We start from the raw sequence: 20,614 nt of genomic DNA, 5'->3' as shown, positions 1-20,614 counted from the left end.
GGGACATGCAGGGCTTTCCGCAGCAGGGTCTTCCACACCTCGGCAGCAAATTTAGCGCGCCTCCGCCACCCACAGACGGGTACCACGCGGATGCGCGCCCGCACCGAGAGGGCAACTCATGGACCGCCAACAGGAATTTGTACTGCGCACCATCGAAGAGCGCGACATCCGCTTCATCCGCCTCTGGTTCACCGACGTGGTCGGCACCCTCAAATCCGTTGCGCTCGCACCGGCTGAAGTAGAAAGCGCCTTCGATGAGGGCCTGGGCTTTGACGGCTCCTCGATTGAGGGTTTCTCCCGCATCTACGAATCTGACATGCTGCTGCAGCCGGACCCCTCCACCTTCCAGATCCTGCCCTGGCGCGGCGAGGAAGACTACACCTCCCGCATGTTCTGTGACGTGCTCACCCCCGACGGTGAGATTAGCGCCTCCGACACCCGCGGCGTGCTCAAGCGCGTGCTCAACAAGGCAGCGGAGATGGGCTTCACCTGCTACACCTCACCTGAAATTGAGTTCTACCTGCTCGAATCCTCCAAGCTCGGCGCCGACGGATTCCCCGTGCCCGTGGATCACGAATCCTACTTCGACCACACCCCCGGCGGCATCGTGCAGGACTTCCGCCGCAAGGCAGTGACCATGCTCGAAGAAGTCGGCATCTCCGTCGAATTCAGCCACCACGAAACCGGCCCCGGACAGAACGAAATCGACCTGCGCCACGCCGACGCCCTGCAGACCGCCGATAACGTCATGACCTTCCGCACCGTCATCAAGGAAGTCGCCTACTCGCTCGGCATGTACGCAACCTTCATGCCCAAGCCCTTCACCAAGTACGCCGGCAGCGGCATGCACACCCACTTCTCCCTCTTCGAAGGCGACACCAACGCATTCTTCGAAGCCGGTGCCGAATACCAGCTGTCCAAGACCGCGCGGCACTTCATCGCCGGTGTGCTCAAGCACGCCCCCGAATTCACCGCGGTCACCAACCAGTTCATCAACTCCTACAAGCGACTCTGGGGCGGCGGCGAGGCGCCCTCCTACGTCTCCTGGGGCCACAACAACCGCTCCGCCCTCGTGCGTGTGCCCCTGTACAAGCCGAACAAGATGCAGTCCGCCCGCATCGAGTACCGTGGCCTGGACTCAGCATCGAACCCGTACCTCGCCTACGCGGTGATTCTTGCAGCAGGCCTGAAGGGCATCGAAAACGAGTACCCGCTCATGCCCGCCGTGACCGAAGATCTCGCCGCCATGACCAACGCCGAACGCCGCGCCATGGGCTACAACCCGCTACCGGCGTCCCTGCGTGAAGCCATCAATATCACCGAAGAATCCGAGTTCATGGCGGAGGTTCTGGGCGAGCAGGTCTTCGAGCAGTTCCTGCGCAATAAGCGCGCCGACTGGGACCAGTACCAGGCTCAGGTGACCCCGTACGAGCTCAAGCACAACCTCGGAATCCTCTAACGGCTGGACCCTCTCACCTCCTCATAGGTTGAGTGAGCGCTGACAGCCTCAGGGCGGTACCCGCTACCGGTAACACGCCGGCGGGTACCGCCCACAGGTCTATCAAATGCACCTATCAGCTGCGCCGTTCCCCACCGATTTTTAGCCGCCGATTTTTGCCGGCGAAATTTATACTCTCCACCCACAGTTCTCTAACCCCAGTTCTCTACCCACGGTTCTCACGCTATGACTGACAGCTCCCACTACCCGGCCACCGGGCTCATCCGCATTATCGACCCCGCCAAAGAACCCAAACCGCTCACCGACATCGCCCCCGACGCACTCGACGACGAACAACGCGCCGAAGCCGAACGCAAAGCCCAGCTACGCCTGCGCACCCGCATGATCGCCACCGGCTTCCACGACCCGTCCAAGGCAGAACGCTGGCTCAACGCACCCGAACTGAAGCACGTCTCGCAGGATGCGCTCTTTGCCGGGCTGCGCCTCGCACCCTCACCGGATATCGCCCTGCCCGCCCTCGTGCGCCTCATCGAGAAGCACCCGGCGGTCGCCGAACGCGCCAACCGCGGCGAAGAAGAATTCGGCATGTACCGCCTGCTCGGCGCATCCCAGGCGATTGGCGATTTTCTCTACCGCCGCCCCGAACACATTGACCCGCTCTTCGACACGCAGGTGTACCCGGCTGAGAGCGCGCTGATTCGCTCCCAGCACCCGGCGTCGATTCTGCCGGAAACCGACGGGGAATTCCTGACCCCCATCGCACCGCTGGACACCCCCTACCGCCGCGACATCCTCACCGCCCTCGGCGCGGACCCTCACGCGGAGCGTCCGCGCGCGGCCACCGGCCAGACCGGTAAGGACGGCTACGTGACCCTGCGCGTCGCCTACCGCGCCGCCCTGGCGCGCATCGCCCTGCTCGACGTGTGCTGCGAAGACCCGGTCGAAATGATGCCCACCATCGGTCGTCACCTCGCCGATTTGGCTGCCGCCGCGCTGGAGGGTGCGCTCGCCATTGCCCGCACCGAAGTGGCGGAGGGGCTGGGCCCCGGCCTGGCGGCTCCTCGCCGAGGTGAAGCCGTAGACGCCCTGGACTTGGCGATTATCGGCATGGGTAAGTGCGGTGCCCGCGAGCTGAACTACATCTCTGATGTTGACGTGGTGTACGTGGTTGCGCCCGTGGAACCCGCCGCCGCTGGCGCCGTGCCCAACGCCGGGGCAGAGGGGGAGAGCGCCCCGCTCAAGCTCACCGAGAACGAATGTTCCACCATCGGCACGGAGCTCGTGCACGCCCTCACCCGTGCCATCATGGGCCCCGCACCCGAACCCGCCCTCTGGGAGGTCGACGCGAACCTACGCCCCGAGGGCAAGGACGGCCCGCTCGTTCGCACCGTCGAATCCTACGTTCAGTACTACAAGCGCTGGGCGGAAAACTGGGAGTTCCAAGCGCTGCTCAAAGCGCGCCCCATCGCCGGTTCGGCGCAGCTGGGCGCCCGCTACGCCCGCGCAATCGACCCCTTCGTGTGGGAGTCCGCCGCCCGTGAATCCTTCGTGGAATCCGTGCAGGCGATGCGCGCCCGCGTGACCGACAACATTCCCTCGCACCAGGTGGACCGCCAGATTAAGCTGGGCCCGGGTGGCCTGCGCGATATCGAGTTCACCGTGCAGCTGCTACAGCTTGTGCACGGTCGAACCGACCCCGCCGTACGCACCAAATCCACCGTGGATTCCCTCGCGGCGCTGACCGCCGTCAGCTACATTAGTCGCACCGACGCCGAAGCGTTCAGCCGCGACTACAAGAAGCTGCGCGTGCTCGAGCACCGCATCCAACTGCAGCAGCTGCGCCGCACCCACCTGATGCCCGAGAAGGACGCCGAACAGCGCGCCCTCGCCCGCTCAATCCTCTCCCCGGAACGCAACGGCACGCTCTCCGCCGAGCAGATGCTCAAGGCATGGCAGAAAATTAAACGGAACGTCCGTTCACTGCACGAGCGGATCTTCTTCCGTCCGCTACTCGCCGCCGTCTCCACGCTCAGCCGCGACGAAGTGGTGCTCAGCGAACAGGCGGCACAGGACCGCCTCGCAGCCCTCGGCTACCGCGACCCGCGCGGCGCCATGCGCCACATCAAGGCACTCACCACGGGACTTTCCCGCAGTGCAGACATTCAGCGGCACCTCATGCCCGTGCTACTGGGCTGGTTTGCTCGCGGCGTGGACGCGGACGCCGGCCTGCTCGGATTCCGTATCGTCTCCGAATCGCTCGGCAGCACCAGCTGGTACCTGCGCATGCTCCGCGACTCACCCGCAGCCGCCGAACGCCTCAGCCAGCTACTCTCCAGCTCGCGCCCCATGACCGACCTGCTCGAGGATGCCTCCGCCTCCATCGCCTGGCTGGACAAGGTCGCCGACCTCAAACCGCTGGGGGAGGAAGCGCTCGCTTCCGAGATTTCCTCCCTGCTGGCACGCCATGCGGACGCCGCCGAGGCGATGCGCGCCGTGCGCTACCTGCGCCGCCGCGAAACCCTGCGCACCGCCATGGGCTGGACCCTGGGCATCGTCGACGTTGAGGACACCTGCGCCGGTCTTGCCGCCATCGACGAGTGCACAATCGGTGCGGCGCTGCAGATTGCCCTGCGTGAACTCCAAACGGCACCGGAAGGCGCCGAACCCGCCGAAGCTGAGGCGACAGCGGGGGAGAAGCTGCTCACCCGCATCGCCGTCATCGGCATGGGCCGCCTCGGCGGCGCCGAGAACGGCTTCGGCTCCGACGCGGACGTCATGTTCGTTCACGAACCCCTCGACGGGGCCGACGAAGACGCCGCACAGGAACAGGCGGCACGCATCGTCAACCGCACCCTGGCGCTCCTCAAACAGCCCGTCAAGCCCGCCATTCGCGCCGAACGGCCCCTCGAAGTGGACGCCGACCTGCGCCCCGAAGGCAAGCAGGGCGCTATCGTGCGCTCGCTGGACTCCTACCGCTCCTACTACGAACGCTGGGCGGAAACCTGGGAGTTCCAGGCGCTCACCCGCGCCCGCCCCATCGCGGGCGACGAGGCGCTCGGCGAGGCTTTCGTGGAGCTCATCGACCCGTACCGCTACCCGGCAGCTTTTGAACCCGAACAGGTACAGCAGATTCGCCGCATGAAAGCGCGCGTGGAAAACGAACGCATGCCTCACGGCGCCGACCGCACCCGCCAGCTCAAGCTCGGCCGCGGCGGACTCTCCGACGTGGAATGGCTGGTCCAGCTCGTACAGCTGCGCCACGCGCACGCCGTGCCCGGGCTGCGCACCACCTCCACCCTGAAGGCGCTGAACGCCGCGGTTGAGGCGGGGCTGGTCGAAGCCGCGGACGCTGAAATCCTCAGCGGCGCCTGGCTACTCGCCACGAAGATCCGCGGCGGCAACGTACTGCGCGGCGTGCGCCAGTCCGACACCCTACCCTCGGGACGCGCCGACCTGGAAGCAATCGCCCGCTGGTGCGGATACCCCGCCGGTAGCGCACGCGCCCTCGAAGAGGACTATCTGCGCCAAACTCGCAACGCCCGCAAAGTCTACGAGCGCCTCTTCTTCGAAGAACTATAAAAAGATTCCAGAAAAACATGAGCCCGGCATTTTTGTCGGTGCGGATTTCTGATGCGAATTTCATAGGGGAGGGGCGGGGAACATGGTTCCCCGCCCCTCCTTTTCGTGTCCTTGCGAAAAATTTTGCGGACGTTTCGCGGACATCGTGTGCCCGCCGCTGCCCTCACGGGAACAGTAACCACCCCAAAACCCCAAAAATGTGACCGGCACCATGAAAATAAATTTTGCTCGCGCACCTCAAAAACGAGCCCAAATACCCCGTTCTGCCCCGGAAACACGCGGAACACAAGATGATCTACAAAGGATTTGGCAAACACTCAAAAACCCCGTATAGTATTTACCTGTCAGCACGACGGAGCGAAAAACTCCAATGGAATGATTCAAATTGAATACGCTGATATGCGGTTGTAGCTCAGTTGGTAGAGCACCACCTTGCCAAGGTGGATGTCGCGAGTTCAAGTCTCGTCAACCGCTCGTAAGGACTCCAAGAGTTCGAACGCGTTCCCTCGTGGAGCGTATGCGGTGAGGTGGTCGAGTGGTTAGGCAGCGGCCTGCAAAGCCGTGTACGCGGGTTCGAATCCCGTCCTCACCTCGCAACAAAACAACTGTTTTGTGAGCGCGATTGGCGCAGCGGTAGCGCGCTTCCCTGACACGGAAGAGGTCACTGGTTCGATCCCAGTATCGCGCACAGATAAAGCCCTTAGCTTTCGAGCTAAGGGCTTTTGTGTTTAACTTTTTAGTTTCTTGGGTTTGCGGAGGGATAGAGCCCTCCTTGTTCCTGTGCATGTTCTGGAGGTGGTGCTGCGTATATTTCCTTCGCGCCGTCGCAGGGGACCCGCCCTCGCTTCGCTTCGGGCACCCTGAGGGCGCTTCCGGAAAATACGCTCGCACCGCTCCATGTCTCCGATGTCACGACGGAGGATACCGCCCCTCACTCTCTGTACAAGACACTTGGTCCCCGGTTCAGTAAGTGCAGGGCTTGGGTGCGCGATACCGGCATAACGAACTGGAAGGGGGAGGGGGCTGTCGCCTTCTCAGTCTTCTGCTGGCTCCGCCAAACCTGTTTCGTGAGGCTTGCGCCTACACACTTCCTCCGCGCCGTCGCAGGGGACCCGCCCTCGCTTCGCTTCGGGCACCCTGAGGGCGCATCCGGAAGGTGTAGCCTGCAGCTAAACCCTCACTGACGTGACCAAACGCTTTGCACGCCGCGAATACCTCCGATACCCTAATGGAGGAAATCTACACTCACAGATACACCGCCGTATCACAAAGGAACACCCATGAAATTCCTCAAAGGGCTCGGCATCTTCTTCGCCGTATGCCTCGCCTTCTCCCTCTGGTACGTCATCCTCGGCGTCGTCATCATCGTGCTCATCGCGGGCATCATCATGACCATCCGCAAAAACCGGTACTTCGCAACCCCCGAATTCCAGAAGCACCGCCAACGCACCGCCACACTCGCCAGCGAATACAACGAAATCGCCAGCTACGTACACGACATCCACGCCCGCGGAATCTACGAACTGGGTACCTCCACCAACGGTATGTACAGCCACCTCGCCACCGTCGAAATTCAACAACCCAAAACCTGGCAGACACTGCTGCAGAAGAAGCCCGAAGAACGCCACCCGCACGTCTACAAGGCCTCCCAACAGGTCGTTCTCGAAGCCGAGCGGGACCCCATCGGCAGCCTCACCAAATACTTCCACATCGAAGCCGACCTGCAAACCCTCAAAGACGTACAACGCCTCTCCGACGATATCGCGCGCCTTGAAACCGCAATCGATAACGTGCGACGCCGCGAAGAGGATATGATCGCACACATCAACCCGCCCCAGTTCATCACCAAGCAATACGCCAAGGAGTTCTGGAACAAACTCAACGTCTGCCACGTGGGGCTGACCGTGCCATACCCCGTCTACCGCTTCGAATACACCTCACCCGGCGGCAAAGAAAACCGCGCCGTCACCGTCACCCTCGACACCCCAACCCTCGACGCGCTCTCCGAAACCCTCGAGCGCAAAATCCGCTGGGCATGGCCCGAAGGCGGCGAACGCACCCTCATGACCGCCCAGCTACGCCAACGCATCAAAGAACGCGACAACTACACCTGCCAAAACCCCGGATGCGGCAACTCCATCATGCGTGAACGAATCCTCATCCTCGAGGTTGTCCACAAGGTCCCGCTATCCGAAGGCGGCAACAACGAGCCCGATAATCTGCAGACCCTCTGCTGGCGTTGCGTACGCGGACGGAACCTGCGGCTCGCATAAAGCCGCACCTTCCGAAAGCGACATCAGGGTGCCCGCCCGGGCGCTCTCCGCAGCGAAGCAAGGAGAAGCGGAGCGTCCGGGTGTGGTGGGTTCCCCTGCAGGAGCGCAGGAAAGGAGCGGCGCGAGGTGTCCTAAAGCTCCCGCACAGTGGGCTAGCCAGGGATTTATGTTAAAGCTGAGGTTCAAGGTATGCTTTTCCTCGGCGTCCGGGCGCAGGCCTGCAGGCTCCCGCATCCGCGCCACAAACACATCACCCCACCCGAATAAAGGGCATACCATGTCTACATCTCTGACCCGCCGCAAGCTCGTCGCCGGTGCAGCCTGGGCGGCACCCGTCGTCGCCGCCTCCGCAACCATCCCCTCCTACGCGGCATCCGTCGCCGCAACCAACGACTGCACCCTCGCCGCACACCCGGCGTACAACATCTCCGGCACCGAAGAAGGCACCAAGACCGTGCAGACCTTCGCAGTGCCCGACAATGTCCACAAGCTCCACTTTGAACTGGTCGGCGGCGCGGGCGGCACCAACAATCGTATGACCCCCGCCGGCTCCGGCGCGAAGGTCAGCGGCATCGTCCCCGTCACCCCCGGCTCCACCGTGCAGATTATCGCCGCGGCAGGCGGTATCGGTGACGGCTCCCTCACCCCCACCGCAGGTGGTGAAGGATACGGCAACGGCGGCTCCGTACCCGCCTACACCATCCCCGCCACCATCACCGCGCAGGTCGACGCCAAGTATGCGGACCCGGCAAACTCCAAGAGCCAGGTGTACGCTGCATCCGGCGGCGGCTCCTCCGCGCTGCTCATCGACGGCGTCGTCGTAGCTGTAGCAGGCGGCGGTGGCGGCGCGGGCATGACCACCTCCGCCGTGTCCTACGCAGACCCCTGGTACTCCAACTTCAACGGCCAGATCGACGCCGGTGTGGCGCCCCTCGGCTCGGACGCATCCCCGCAGTTCGATGCGGCGGGTAGCGCCTCCGCAGCGGCGGGCTCCAACGGCACCCCCGGCTACGAAGTCTACAATGCGGAACGTTCCAAGGTCCTGACCTACAACTCCGGCTTCGGCGGCGCAGCGGGTATAGGCGGTGCAGGCGGCGCGGCAGGCACTCTGCCGGCTAGCGGCCCCATCATCGGCTTTGAAACCACCAACAACCAGGTGCTATTCAGCCAGTTTGTTGCCGGTAACGCGGGCACGAGCGGCTTCGCGGGCAACGGCGGCGATGGTGCGGGCGCATACTCCTACCAGCTGGATGAGAACCCCGCCAGCGTGCACGAGAAGGGCACCTACGAGGACCGCAGCTGGGACCTGGACATCTACAACGATGAGGGTGCGTACGCGCAGAACTTCAACGGCTACCAGTCCGTGGTGTCCGGCGGTGGCGGCGCAGGTTACGGAGGCGGCGGTTCCGGCGCGGCACAGTCCGTTTCCTCGATTGTGCTGACCCAGAAGTGGCTGAACAGCCCGACCGGTGTGCGCCAGGGCCTGGGCTACACGATGCAGGGCGGCGCCGGTGGCGCGGGCGGCTCGTACATCGCCCCGTCCGTGAGTGAGGGTGCGATTGTTTCGGCTGAGAACGCGCCGCAGTGGATGCGCGAGCGCGGTAACGGCTCCGTGACGGTGACCTTTTGCGAGGCGGCTGCCTAACCGTTTCTCACGCTGAGAGGCGGTGTTCGTCCTCGCTCCTACAGGGGCACCCGCCCTCGCAGAGCTCGGGCACCCTGATGTCGCTGCGGACGACACCGCCTTTCCGCGCTAGGTTCCCGGCTTAGCTTGCGCTATGAACGGCAAAGAGCCCCCACACGATTACCTCGTGTGGGGGCTCTTTGCTTGTGCTGCAGGTGCAGCCGTGTTTTCCGGAAGCGCCCTCAGGGTGTCAACCCGGACGCTCTCCGCAGCGAAGCAAGGAGAGGACGGAGCGTCCGGGTGACGGGTGCCCCTGCGTAGGCGCGGAGGAAACATGCGGCGCACCTACACCTGAGTAGGAGCGAGGACGAACACCGCCATCCGCACAAGACGTAATCTCACAAGCTAGCGTTTGATGGCGTCCAGCGCCTCACGCTGAGCCTTCGCAATGCGCTTCTCAGACACCGTGTAGGCGGTACCAAGCTCCTGGGCGAAGAAGCTGACGCGCAGCTCCTCAATCATCCAGTTCACGCGGCGGAGCGCATCCGGCACGATGGTGCCTGCCGGGAGCGACTTGACCGCGTTATCGTAGGAGTCTTCCAGGTCCTGCACGGTGAGCATGAGCTGGTTGTCGCGGTGCAGGTTCGGTCCGAGCTTCGTCAGGCGTACCTGGGCGGCCTTGAGGTAGCGGGGGATGTGAACCAGCTGGTCGTAGCCGGTTTTCGCCACGAATCCGGGGTAGACGAGGTTCTCCATCTGTGCCTTCACGTCGGAGACGGCGTGCATGGTCGTCAGCGAGGTGGCCTTCTTGATAGCCTTCTTCAGCGCGGTGGCTTCGGAGAGGATTTCGGCGACGAGCTTGGTCACGTCGAAGACCGTCTCGATGAGTTCGGCGCGCACGTGCTCGTAGAGTTCGCTGTATTCGGCGTGCGTGAAGATGGGCGTGTGCGGCACGAGGTGGTCGAGCGCCGCGACGGTGCAGTCGCGAATGAGCTCGTCGATGGAGCCGTGCGGGTTCTGCGTGAAGACGATTTTCTCCTTGTGGGAGAGGTGTTCGCTCACGTAGCGTACGGGCGAGGGCACCTGCAGCTGGAGCAGGCGGATGATGCCGCGGCGCTGGGCGTGCAACTGCTCGGCCTCGGTGGGGAAGATGCGCAGGCCTACGCTGGTTTCTTCGTCGACGAGGGCGGGGTAGCCGTTGACTGCCTGGGTTGCGATGACGCGCTGTACCTTGCGGGGGATCTCTCCGTTGGGGAAGAGGTCGGCGGGAAATTCGGTGAGGCCGCTGATTTCGCGTACTCCGCCGGATGCATCAGCGTTGGCAGGGGCACCCGGGTTCTTCGCGCCCTTCTTGGCAGGAGTTGCCGAGCCGCCCGAGTTGTTCGAGCCGCCTAAGCTACTTGAACCACCCTGCGCGAGCGCCACCATTTTTGCCATGGTGTCGTCGGATGCACCGAGCGAGTCGGCGAGGGCACTGCGAATCTCCTTGTGGAGCTGCTGCTGCAGGGCTCGCAGGTCCTTGCCCTCACCCAGGATCTTGTTGCGGGCGTTGCGTACCTGGAAGCCCATCTTCAGGTGCTCGGGCACGGCGTCCCAGTTGAAGGTTTCGGGTTCGACGACCACGCCGCGCAGGCGGCGCAGCACGAGCGCGAGGGAGGGGATGAGCTCGTCGGTTGCGGGGGAGTAGTCCTCCTCGAGGGCGGCGCAGGCGGCGCGTGCCACGTCGGGTGCGGGTACGAAGTTGCGTCGAATCGCCTTAGGGAGGGACTTGATGAGCGCGGTGACGAGTTCGTGGCGCAGGCCGGGGATCTGCCAGCGGAACGGTTCGGGGTTCAGCTGGTTGAGGAACAGGATGGGTACCTGGACTGCTACGCCGTCGCGCTTGGCGGCGTCGGTGCGGGCGCCTCCGATGCCGGCGGTGGGGGCGTATTCGTAGCGCAGGTCGAGGGTCAGTTCGCCGCTGTCGGTGCGCTGCACCCACTGGCGGGGGAACTGGGAGTCGTCGTAGTCGGCGGCTTCCTCGTTGATGAGCTTTTCGGGGTTGAAGTCCAGGTAGTTGTCGTCTTCGAGACGGGCCTGCTTCCACCACTTGTCGAAGGCGCGCACGTCGGTGACGTGGGCGGGGATGCGTGCGTCGTAGAAGGCGAAGAGTACGGAGTCGTCCACGCGCAGGTCGCGGCGGCGCAGGCGTGCTTCGAGTTCTTCGACTTCGGCGAGGGCGCGCTGGTTGCGCAGGTAGAACTTGTGCTGGGTGTGCCATTGGCCTTCGACGAGGGCGGACTGGATGAACAGTTCGCGGGCTGCGGCGGCGTCTACGCGGGCGTACTGCACGGGGCGGTCAGCGTAGATGGTCAGGCCGAAGAGGGTACCCTTGGCGTAGGCGACTGCCGCGCCGGAGCTGAGGGACCAGTGCGGTTCGGAGTACTGCACGCTGATGAGGTGCTTGCCGACCTCTTCGATCCACTGCGGTTCGATGGCGGCGTTGGTGCGCGCCCACAGGCGGGAGGTTTCGACGAGTTCGGCGGAGAGCACCCAGTCGGGCCCCTTCTTGAACAGGCCGGAGCCGGGGAAGATTGCGAACTTGGTGCCGCGTGCGCCGAGGTATTCGCGGGGGCCGCGGGTGCGCCCCTTGGAGTCCTTCTCGCGTTCTTCCTTGACGCCCACGTGCGAGAGCAGGCCGGTGAGCAGGCTCTTGTGGATGTCGATTTCGTGCGCGGAGGCGTTGATGTCCCTGCCGCCGCTGGCGTGAATGTTGGCGGTGCGTCCCATTTCGCGCAGCTGGGCGAAGAGGTCCTGCCATTCGCGGATGCGCAGGTAGTTGATGTATTCGCGGTGGCACATCTTGCGCAGCTGAGAGGAGGACAGCGCCGCCTGCTGCTCGTTGATGTAGTCCCAGAGCAGCAGGAAGGAGGAGAAGTCGGAGGTGTCGTCGACGAAGCGGGCGTGCATCGCGTCGGCTTCTGCGCGCACGTCGGCGGGGCGTTCGCGCGGGTCCTGGATGGTCAGGGCGGCGGCGAGCACCATCATTTCCTTGGCGCAGCCGCGGCGGCCGCCCTCGATAATCATGCGGGCGAGGCGCGGGTCCACGGGGAAGGCCGCCATGGCTCGGCCGATGGCGGTGAGGGTCGCGCTGTTGTTACCGCCTCGTCCCTTGCGGCGGGTGCGTTCGGTGAGCGCGCCGAGTTCGCGCAGCAGGTTCACGCCATCGTTGATGGCGCGGGATGCGGGCGGCTGCACGAACGGGAAGCGCGAGATGTCGCCGGGTTCGCGCACCACGCCGATGGCAATCATCTGCAGGATGACGGCGGCGAGGTTGGTGCGCAGAATCTCGGGGTCGGTGAACTCGGGGCGCGAGTTGAAGTCTTCCTCGGAGTAGAGGCGGATGGCGATACCATCGCTGACGCGGCCGCATCGACCGGAGCGCTGGTTGGCGCTTGCCTGCGAGATGCGTTCGATGGGCAGGCGCTGAACCTTGGTGCGTGCCGAGTAGCGGGAGATGCGTGCGGTGCCGGTGTCGATGACGTACTTGATGCCGGGCACGGTCAGCGAGGTTTCGGCAACGTTCGTGGCGAGTACGATGCGCGGGCGGGATCCGGGGGAGAACACGCGGTGCTGTTCGGCGAGCGAGAGGCGCGCGTACAGGGGCAGCACCTCGTAGTTCAGGCGCGGCGATTTGGCGACCATTGCCTCGATGGCGTCTTTGGCGTCGCGAATTTCGCGTTCGCCGGAGAAGAAGATGAGGATGTCGCCGGGGGCTTCCTTGGAGAGCTCCTTGATGGCGTCGAGGATGCCGTCGGTGGGGTCGTGGTCGTCTTCGATTTCGTCGTCGCTGAGGTAGTCTTCCTCGTCGAGCGGGCGGTAGCGGATTTCCACGGGGTAGGTTCGGCCGGACACCTCAATGATGGGTGGCGCATCGTCGGGCAGAATCGCTTCGGCGATTTCGCGTTCTTCGGCGCTGAGGTTTTCGTCGACGATGCCCTTGCCCGGCACGTAGCTGGGGGAGAAGTGGCGTGCGAAACGCTCCGGGTCGATGGTCGCGGAGGTGATGATGACCTTCAGATCCGGGCGCTGCGGCAGGATGCGCTTGAGGTAGCCGAGGATGAAGTCAATGTTCAGGCTGCGTTCGTGCGCCTCGTCAATGATGAGGGTGGAGTAGCGGCGCAGCAGCTTGTCGTTCTGAATCTCGGCGAGCAGAATGCCGTCGGTCATGAGCTTGATAGCGCTGTGTTCGCCCACTTCGGAGGTGAATCGCACCTGGTAGCCGACGGTTTCGCCGATTTTCTGGCCGAGTTCTTCGGCGATGCGTTCGGCCACGGAGCGTGCGGCGAGTCGGCGCGGCTGGGTGTGGCCGATGAGGCCCTTCTCTCCCAGGCCCAGGTCGAGGCACATTTTGGGGATCTGGGTGGTCTTACCGGAGCCGGTTTCACCCGCGATGATGACAACCTGGTTGTCGCGGATCGCGTTCATGATGTCTTCGCGACGTTCGCTGACGGGCAGCTCTTCAGGGTAGGTGATGACCTCGGGAATGAGCGGCTCGTAGCGGCGCGGTGCCGGGCGGTTCTGCTGGTTACCCTTGTTATCGCCCTGCTGGATACCCTGCTGGTTGCCCTGCTTGCGGGCGCGGTTGGGACCGCCTGCGCGTCGGTTGGAGCGGGAGGCGTTGGAGTTGCGTTCGGAGGTGCCCCGGGAGGAGTTCTTGCGGTCTGCGTTATTCTTCTGGGCGCCGTTCTTCTGTGCACCCTTCTTCAGGGCGCCCTTCTTTGGGGCGCCGTTTTTTACCGCGTTGTTCTCAGTAGTTTTATCTGCGGTTTTTTCACCGGTTTTTTCGGAGGATCGTACCTTTGCCGCGTGGATTGCGGCGGCCATGCTCGCCATGGTAGGGGCGGTGCGTGGGGCCTTAGAAGTATCTGCGTGTTTCTTCGTGGATTTCTGCTCAGACATATCCTATCCAGTGTACTCGCCTTGCCCGCGGTGGGCTTGGGATGTGCTTTGTTTGTCATATTTGGGTTTGTTCGCGGGAACCCTGGGTGGGGAGCGGTGGAATGACAACCCTAAAAAGAGTAGTTAAGATATAATAAATAATATCAAATGCTATCTAAAAAACTTATAAATATTCATCTGAATTTTATGCACCGCAGATGCGAATTAACTATGCTTCTTAACTTTCTTTCGATAGTTTCGTTCAACTGCTACAGTGGTGAATAACACAGTAACGAAGGAGTGACTATGCCATCACCAAAGACGTACCCGGCAACACGTGTTGCAGTGTTGGATTGCTGCGAAGACGGACAGCACGAAGAAATTCACCACCGCTGCGAAGAGCTCTTCCAAGCCCTCGTTCACGCGAGTCTGCGCACCCACTTTGACCGCCTCAGTGCCGAAGAAACCCTCTACCTGGTCACCGGCGACGGCGAGCGCGTACAGATTTCTCCCGAAATGTACGGGCCCCTCACCTCCGTAGCGCGCGCATTCGCCGACCGCAAGGATGTCTGCGTGGTCCGCCAGGACCGCCTCATGACCACGCAGGAGGCAGCAGACTACCTGGGCGTATCCCGCCCGACCGTTGTTCGCCTGCTGGAGCGCGGAGATATTCCGTTCGAGCGCATTAACACGCACCGTCGCGTTGCTTTTGACGACCTCGAACGTTACCGCCTCGAGCACGAATACGTGAACCGCCGCGTTCGCTAAACCCGCATCTGGTCGATTACTTTCTGATCAATCACCCAGACCGGACAGTACGGTTCAGATAGCGCAGTTGAGCTATACAATGCGGTTGAAGAATCGCAGCATCTGCTGAACAATATCGGGGCTAAAACAGCGCGAATCCCCGTGTTCGGCATCCGGAACCAGCACCAAATCGGTAGGCACCTGCCGCGTGCGCAGCGCCTGATACACCCGCACCGATTGCTGGTACGGCACACACGAATCACTAATACCGTGCACGAGCATCAGGGGAGTGGCACCGCCGCTCACTTCCTGTGCAGAGGCACTTTCGATCTTATTCGCTCGTTTCTGGGGGCGTACCGCATCAATAGGATGCGCACGCTCCCAGTTCTTTTGGGCGCGCTCGATGCAGACACCGGGAACCGCCCGCTCACCCTTGGACGCGTCGATAGTAGACACATCTGCGGGTACGGGGTAGGTGCTTCCCAGCAGTCGCCATTCGGCGCCATCATCCTCGGGATGATCGAGGGCGTAGCCAGCCAGAGGGCGATCGGTGAAGATGGTCCTCAAATCGCTGACCCCGTAAAACGAAGCCGCCGCCGCCACCTGCGAACTATGGGACGGGTAGGCGCTTGCCGCCCTGCCTTCAAAGTATTCGTCGTGCTCGGGTGTGCTCGCAGAATCCCCAAATGCAGAGTCACCGGCGGCGGAATCTCCCGTATGCGCAACCATCATGCTCAGGTGCCCGCCGGCGCTTCCGCCCGCTACCGCAATGCGCTGCGGGTCAATACCGAACTCGTGCGCGTTGGCGCGGAAGAAACGAACCGCCTCCTTCACATCGTGCAGGGCACCCGGGAAGAGCGCCTGATGCGAATACCGGTAGTTGATGGACGCGACCGCCCAGCCCGCCTGCTGAAAAGCGGCGCGCATGAGCGCCTGGGTATTAGGCTGCTCCCCGCCAGGGGTGCGCAGGATAGTGTCGCGTAGGGCCTGGTTGGTGCCGAAGCGCCAGGCGCCACCGTGAACCCACACCAGTAGCGGCGCGGGGGAAGAGATATCCCTGGTCGCGGGGAAGAAATCGTAGGCGAACGCCTCGCGAGTTACCGGCGACTGCGCGCCGTAGTCGGGTAGCGAGTGGGCATCGTAAAAGCCTGCCTCGCGGTAAAAACCGGAGCGGTAATCGGTATTCTCAACGGTCGGCGCGTTCTCAGAAGTCTGCATGAATCAGCGCCGCGTTAGGGAACCAGCACGATCTTGCCGCGGGTGCGACCCGTCGCAACCAGGGCGTGAGCCTGCGCAGCCTGCGAAAAATCAAGCACCTGATCCACGTGCACCTTCAACAGGCCCAAGGACATGAGGCGGGCAATCTCCTGCATCTGCGTGCGGTCCGGGTGAACCGTCAGCCACTGCGCCTCGAAGCCGCGCTCACGCGCAACATCCAGCGGGTCGGGGCTGGTCAGGGTGACAATGCGGCCGCCGGGAACCAGCACCTCCAGCGAATCGAGGAAAGTCTGCTGACCGGTGGAATTGAGCACCACGTCCATGGTCTGGCCCAGTACGGCGCGGAAATCCTCGGTGCGGTAATCAATGGGCTGGGCACCCAAAGAGCGCACAAACTCGTGGTTCGCCGCGGAGGCGGTCGCAAAAACCTGAGCGCCAGCCTGCGCAGCCAACTGAACGGCGAGATGACCGACACCTCCGGCACCGGCGTGAATGAGCACGCGCTCACCTTCCTTCAATCGCGCCACTTCGAAGAGCGCCTGGTATGCGGTCAGCGCCGCCAGGGGAGCGCCGCCCAACTGCGCGCAGGGAACATCGGCGGGCACCTTCACCAGCTGATGTGCCGGGGCAAGCACATACTCGGCGTACGCGCCTGCGGGGGCGGGGAAAGACACCAGACCGAAAACGCCGTCGCCCACCTTGAAACCCGTGTAGTCACCAGCGGTGGCAACCACGGTGCCGGCAACATCCCAACCGGGAACGAACGGCTTGTACGACGGGTCGGCAAGCTGAGCTGCGGGGCCCAGACCCTTGCGGGTGGTCAGGTCAATCGGGTTCACACCGGCGGCGACCGTCTTGATGAGCACGTGACCGCGCACCGGCGAGGGGATAGGCACGTTTGCTTCGTGCAGAACGCTTTCGTCGCCCCATTCGGTGAGCTGAATCTGGCGCATGGTGGTCATCGGGTTACCTCCGCTGTTGTGGCTTGAAGCCGTGCTGATGTGACGGGTGTGCGCGTTTTCCCATTCTCTCAAGGCTGTTAGCGTTGCCACAATAGGCAGGCGGGTAGTGTCCACCCTCTGAGGTTGAAGCTGCCCGGCATGACCGTTAAATAAAAAGGAGCCGACACCCGCTGGGCGAGTATCAGCTCCCGTGTTCCCTCTCGAATAAGAACATCGTGCCCCTGAAAGGATTCGAACCTTCGACCCCCAGTACCGGAAACTGGTGCTCTAATCCGCTGAGCTACAGAGGCAACCCCACCATGGTATCAGATATGCGTCGGATAAACGGTCAGCCCCGGCCCAATGCTTGCTAGAATAGGTTCTTATGACTCCTGAAGAACTCTCCGAAGCCATTGCGCTTGCCCTAGAAGAAACCATTTCCTCCGGCCAGCTGACCCTCGTGGAGGGCGCTGAACTGCCCGCCGTCCGAGTGGAGCGCCCCAAGTCCCGTGAGCACGGCGACTGGGCCACCAACGTCGCTCTGCAGCTCGCCAAGAAGGTGGGCAAGAACCCGCGCGAGGTAGCAGCTCTTCTGGCAGAGAAGATCGGTGCCATCCCCGGCGTGGCATCCGTTGACATCGCGGGCCCCGGCTTCCTGAACATCACCCTGGACGCCGCCGCAGCAGGCGAGCTCGCCGCCACCATCGTTGAGGCTGGCGAAGCATACGGCCGCAGCGACAAGCTCGCCGGCAAGACCATTAACCTTGAGTTCGTCTCCGCGAACCCGACCGGCCCCATCCACCTGGGTGGCACCCGCTGGGCCGCCGTGGGCGATGCGCTCGCCCGCGTGCTGGAGGCCGAGGGCGCTAACGTGGTGCGCGAGTACTACTTCAACGACCACGGCACCCAGATTGACCGCTTCGTGCGCTCCCTGATTGCCGCCGCCCGCGGTGAAGAGACCCCCGAGGACGGCTACGCTGGCGCGTACATTGTCGACATTAAGGACCAGATCCTGGCTCAGCGCCCCGATGCGCTTGAGGCTGAGAACCCCGAAGAGATTTTCCGCGAAATCGGTACTCACCTGATGTTCGATCAGATTAAGGAGTCTCTGGCGGCCTTCGGTACCCACTTCGACGTGTTCTTCCACGAGAACTCCGTGTTCGAAGGCGGCAAGGTGGATGCCCTGCTCGAGACCATGCGCGAGAACGGCCAGCTCTTCGAGGCCGACGGCGCCTGGTGGATGCGCACCACCGACTACGGCGACGACAAGGACCGCGTGGTCATCAAGTCTGACGGCAACCACGCCTACGTGGCGGGCGATATCGCCTACTACCAGGACAAGATGACCCGTGCTGAAAATCCCGCCGACGTGGCGATTTACATGCTCGGTGCGGACCACAACGGCTACGTGGGCCGTCTGAAGGCTATCGCCCAGATTCTTGGCTACCGCGCCGACCAGATTGAGGTCATGATTGGTCAGCTGGTGAACCTGGTCAAGGACGGCAAGCCCGTCCGCATGTCCAAGCGTGCCGGCACCGTGGTCACCCTCGAGGACCTGGTCGAGGCCGTTGGCGTTGACGCGGCTCGCTACGAGCTGACCCGCTACTCGGTGGATACCCCCATCGACATTGACCTGGGCCTGCTGACTTCCAAGAGCAACGAGAACCCGGTCTACTACGTGCAGTACGCTCACGCACGTACCGCCGCCGTGGCACGCAACGCCGCGGAGGCCGGCGTGAAGATTGAGGACGGCGTGGACACCTCCCTGCTCGACTCCGCCGCTGACGGTGAGCTGCTGGCTGTACTCGGCCAGTTCCCCGCTGCTGTGCGTGATGCCGCGAAGTTCTACGAGCCGCACCGCGTGAACCGCTACCTGGAGCAGCTCGCTTCGGCGTACCACAGCTGGTACGGCGTCTCCCGCGTGGCTCCCAAGGCCGACGAGGAGGTCACCGACCTGCACCGTACCCGCCTGCTGCTGAACAACGCGGCACAGCAGGTGCTGGCTAACGGCCTGAACCTGCTGGGTGTGAGCGCACCCGAGCGCATGTAATACCCCTCGATTCAACCCCCGACCCGGTGCTACCGGGGCGGGGGTTGAACGTATGCCGGCAAGATAGCTAAGAAAGAGACACGATGAGCGAAGCCCGCGCCCTCTACGCCCCCGAATGGCTCACCTACCCTGAGCATCCCGAGGCACTGTCCCGCACCATCTGGACTGATTCCTTCACCCGCAATGAGCAGGGCGAGCTCTGCATTGACGGCGTGACCGTCAGCGACCTGGTTGATGAGCACGAAACCCCGCAGTACGTCTTCTCCGAGACGACCTTCCGTACCCGCGCCCGCGCCTACCGCACCGCTTTTGAACAGGCTTTCGCCGCGCACGGCGCGCAGGTGAGCGTCTACTACGCCGGTAAGTCGTTCCTGTCCACTGCCGTGGCGCGCTGGGCGACCGAGGAGGGGCTGTGCCTGGATACCGCCTCCGGTGGTGAGTTGGCGTTGGCTCTGCGTGCGCAGGTGCCCGGTGCGAATATCGCCCTGCACGGTAATAACAAGTCGGAAGCTGAGATTGCCCGCGCGATCCGCAACGGCCTGGGTCGTGTGGTGGCTGACTCGGTGGACGAGCTCAAGCTCATTGAGCGCGTGTACGCCGAGCTTGCCGCCGAGCGTGTGGCTGAGGGCGAGGAGCCGTACGCCCCGGTTCCGGTGCTGATTCGCATCACCCCCGGCGTGCATGCCTCGACCCACGAATCCATTGCGACCGCGCACGAGGATCAGAAGTTCGGCATGTCCCTGCAGCCCGGCACCGCCGCGCTTGCTGGTCTGGATGAAGAGGAGCTGGAGCACTGGGGTGTTGAGTCTACCGATTCTTACGCGGCTCTGGCTGCCGCGATTCTGAACGCGACCGATTCCCTGGATTTCCGCGGTATTCACTGCCATATTGGTTCGCAGATTTTTGAGGCGGAGGGCTTCGAGCAAGCGGCTACTACCGCTCTGGAGTTCATGAACCGCCTCAACCGTGACCTGGGTGTGACGCTGCCGGAGCTGGATTTGGGTGGCGGTTACGGCATCGGCTACACCGAGGCGGATCACCCCCGCTCCATTACCGAGGTGACCGAGTCGATTGCCGCTTCCGTTGCGGCAACCTGCGAGCGCCTGGGCATGGCGATTCCGCACATGTCGTTCGAGCCGGGCCGTTCCATTTCTGGTCCTTCGGGTGCGACCCTGTACACGGTCGGCACCATTAAGAACGTGAGCATTGAGGACGAGAACGGCGAGATTCGTGTGCGCCGCTACGTTTCGGTGGACGGCGGTATGAGCGATAACGCCCGTCCGGTGCTGTACGAATCGGATTATTCGGTGACCCTGGCGAATCGTGCCCCGGCGGGGGAGCAGGTGCTCTCTCGCGTGGTGGGTAAGCACTGTGAGTCTGGCGATGTGGTGGTTCGTTACTGCTACCTGCCGGCTGACCTGCAGGCTGGCGATATTCTGGCGGTTCCTGCGACCGGCGCGTACTGCTATGTGCTGGGTTCGAACTATAACTTCTTGACTCGCCCGCCGGTGATTGCGACCGCTGAGGGTAAGCCTTCTCGCGTGATGATTCGTCGTCAGCGCGAGGAGGATATGCTGGCGCTGGATATGGGTTCGGATATCTAAGAACGGATATCTAAGAACCCATTCTGACATCATGAAAAGCCGTGAAGTTCCCGTTTCTACAATGCGTGCCGTGAGGTGGCGGTTGCGGGCGGGGCTTCACGGTTTTGCGTGTTCAAAACTTCGCAGAAGATAAGGTTCACCTCATAACTGTGAGGGATACCTCATCTCAGAGAGTAAAAGTCGCAGCTTGAGGCTGCTG

General features: G+C 63.1%; 10 protein-coding genes and 4 tRNA genes. 10 read left to right on the top strand and 4 right to left on the bottom strand.

Features of this window, described 5'->3' with window-relative positions; genetic code table 11:
* The first annotated feature begins 118 nt into the window (after positions 1-118).
* The 7 genes from glnA (at position 119) to HMPREF2971_RS08660 (ending at position 8,956) form a co-directional block, all read left to right on the top strand.
* A complete protein-coding gene (gene glnA / locus HMPREF2971_RS08690) occupies positions 119-1,459 on the top strand; it encodes a type I glutamate--ammonia ligase (RefSeq protein WP_049362897.1) in 1,341 nt (446 codons plus the stop codon).
* 225 nt (positions 1,460-1,684) lie between these two features.
* A complete protein-coding gene (locus HMPREF2971_RS08685; RefSeq protein WP_210398883.1) occupies positions 1,685-5,038 on the top strand; it encodes a bifunctional [glutamine synthetase] adenylyltransferase/[glutamine synthetase]-adenylyl-L-tyrosine phosphorylase in 3,354 nt (1,117 codons plus the stop codon).
* Positions 5,039-5,439: 401 nt separating this feature from the next.
* Positions 5,440-5,512: transfer RNA gene (locus HMPREF2971_RS08680), tRNA-Gly, on the top strand.
* A gap of 47 nt (positions 5,513-5,559) precedes the next feature.
* Positions 5,560-5,630 (top strand) — tRNA-Cys (locus HMPREF2971_RS08675).
* Between the two features lie 24 nt (positions 5,631-5,654).
* Positions 5,655-5,726, top strand: a tRNA-Val gene (locus HMPREF2971_RS08670).
* A gap of 592 nt (positions 5,727-6,318) precedes the next feature.
* Positions 6,319-7,311 (top strand): HNH endonuclease, encoded by a 993-nt coding sequence (locus tag HMPREF2971_RS08665; protein ID WP_070692566.1) that lies wholly within the window; start codon positions 6,319-6,321, stop codon positions 7,309-7,311.
* A gap of 277 nt (positions 7,312-7,588) precedes the next feature.
* The gene (locus HMPREF2971_RS08660; RefSeq protein ID WP_070692563.1) at positions 7,589-8,956 is read left to right on the top strand and encodes a hypothetical protein; all 1,368 of its coding nucleotides are present in this window, start codon (positions 7,589-7,591) and stop codon (positions 8,954-8,956) included.
* A gap of 384 nt (positions 8,957-9,340) precedes the next feature.
* Here the strand turns inward: HMPREF2971_RS08660 and hrpA are convergent, their stop codons facing one another.
* On the bottom strand, positions 9,341-13,876 hold the full coding sequence (hrpA, locus tag HMPREF2971_RS08655) for an ATP-dependent RNA helicase HrpA (RefSeq protein WP_070692560.1): 4,536 nt from the start codon (positions 13,874-13,876) through the stop codon (positions 9,341-9,343).
* 285 nt (positions 13,877-14,161) lie between these two features.
* Between hrpA and HMPREF2971_RS08650 the strand changes: the two genes are divergently transcribed.
* On the top strand, positions 14,162-14,623 hold the full coding sequence (locus HMPREF2971_RS08650) for a helix-turn-helix domain-containing protein (protein WP_005506503.1): 462 nt from the start codon (positions 14,162-14,164) through the stop codon (positions 14,621-14,623).
* A 72-nt stretch (positions 14,624-14,695) separates the two neighbouring features.
* On the opposite strand, the gene HMPREF2971_RS08645 is transcribed toward HMPREF2971_RS08650, so the two are convergent.
* The 3 genes from HMPREF2971_RS08645 to HMPREF2971_RS08635 form a co-directional block, all read right to left on the bottom strand.
* Positions 14,696-15,820 (bottom strand): alpha/beta hydrolase, encoded by a 1,125-nt coding sequence (locus HMPREF2971_RS08645; protein ID WP_246825105.1) that lies wholly within the window; start codon positions 15,818-15,820, stop codon positions 14,696-14,698.
* Between the two features lie 14 nt (positions 15,821-15,834).
* Positions 15,835-16,782: an NADP-dependent oxidoreductase gene (locus tag HMPREF2971_RS08640; protein ID WP_070692557.1), complete on the bottom strand. Its 948-nt coding sequence runs from the start codon at positions 16,780-16,782 to the stop codon at positions 15,835-15,837.
* A 216-nt stretch (positions 16,783-16,998) separates the two neighbouring features.
* A tRNA-Arg gene (locus tag HMPREF2971_RS08635) sits at positions 16,999-17,072 on the bottom strand.
* Positions 17,073-17,146: 74 nt separating this feature from the next.
* On the opposite strand from HMPREF2971_RS08635, the gene argS reads away from it, so the two are divergent.
* Both argS and lysA read left to right on the top strand, forming a co-directional pair.
* Positions 17,147-18,811, top strand: coding sequence for an arginine--tRNA ligase (gene argS / locus HMPREF2971_RS08630; RefSeq protein ID WP_070692554.1), 1,665 nt, complete (start codon positions 17,147-17,149; stop codon positions 18,809-18,811).
* A gap of 83 nt (positions 18,812-18,894) precedes the next feature.
* Positions 18,895-20,415, top strand: coding sequence for a diaminopimelate decarboxylase (lysA, locus tag HMPREF2971_RS08625; protein WP_070692551.1), 1,521 nt, complete (start codon positions 18,895-18,897; stop codon positions 20,413-20,415).
* Positions 20,416-20,614 lie beyond the last annotated feature (199 nt).

This window comes from Rothia sp. HMSC066G07 (assembly GCF_001814485.1).
Lineage (GTDB): Bacteria > Actinomycetota > Actinomycetes > Actinomycetales > Micrococcaceae > Rothia.
Note: the sequence above shows the minus strand (reverse complement) of the source record. Positions and strands in the feature narration are given on the sequence as shown.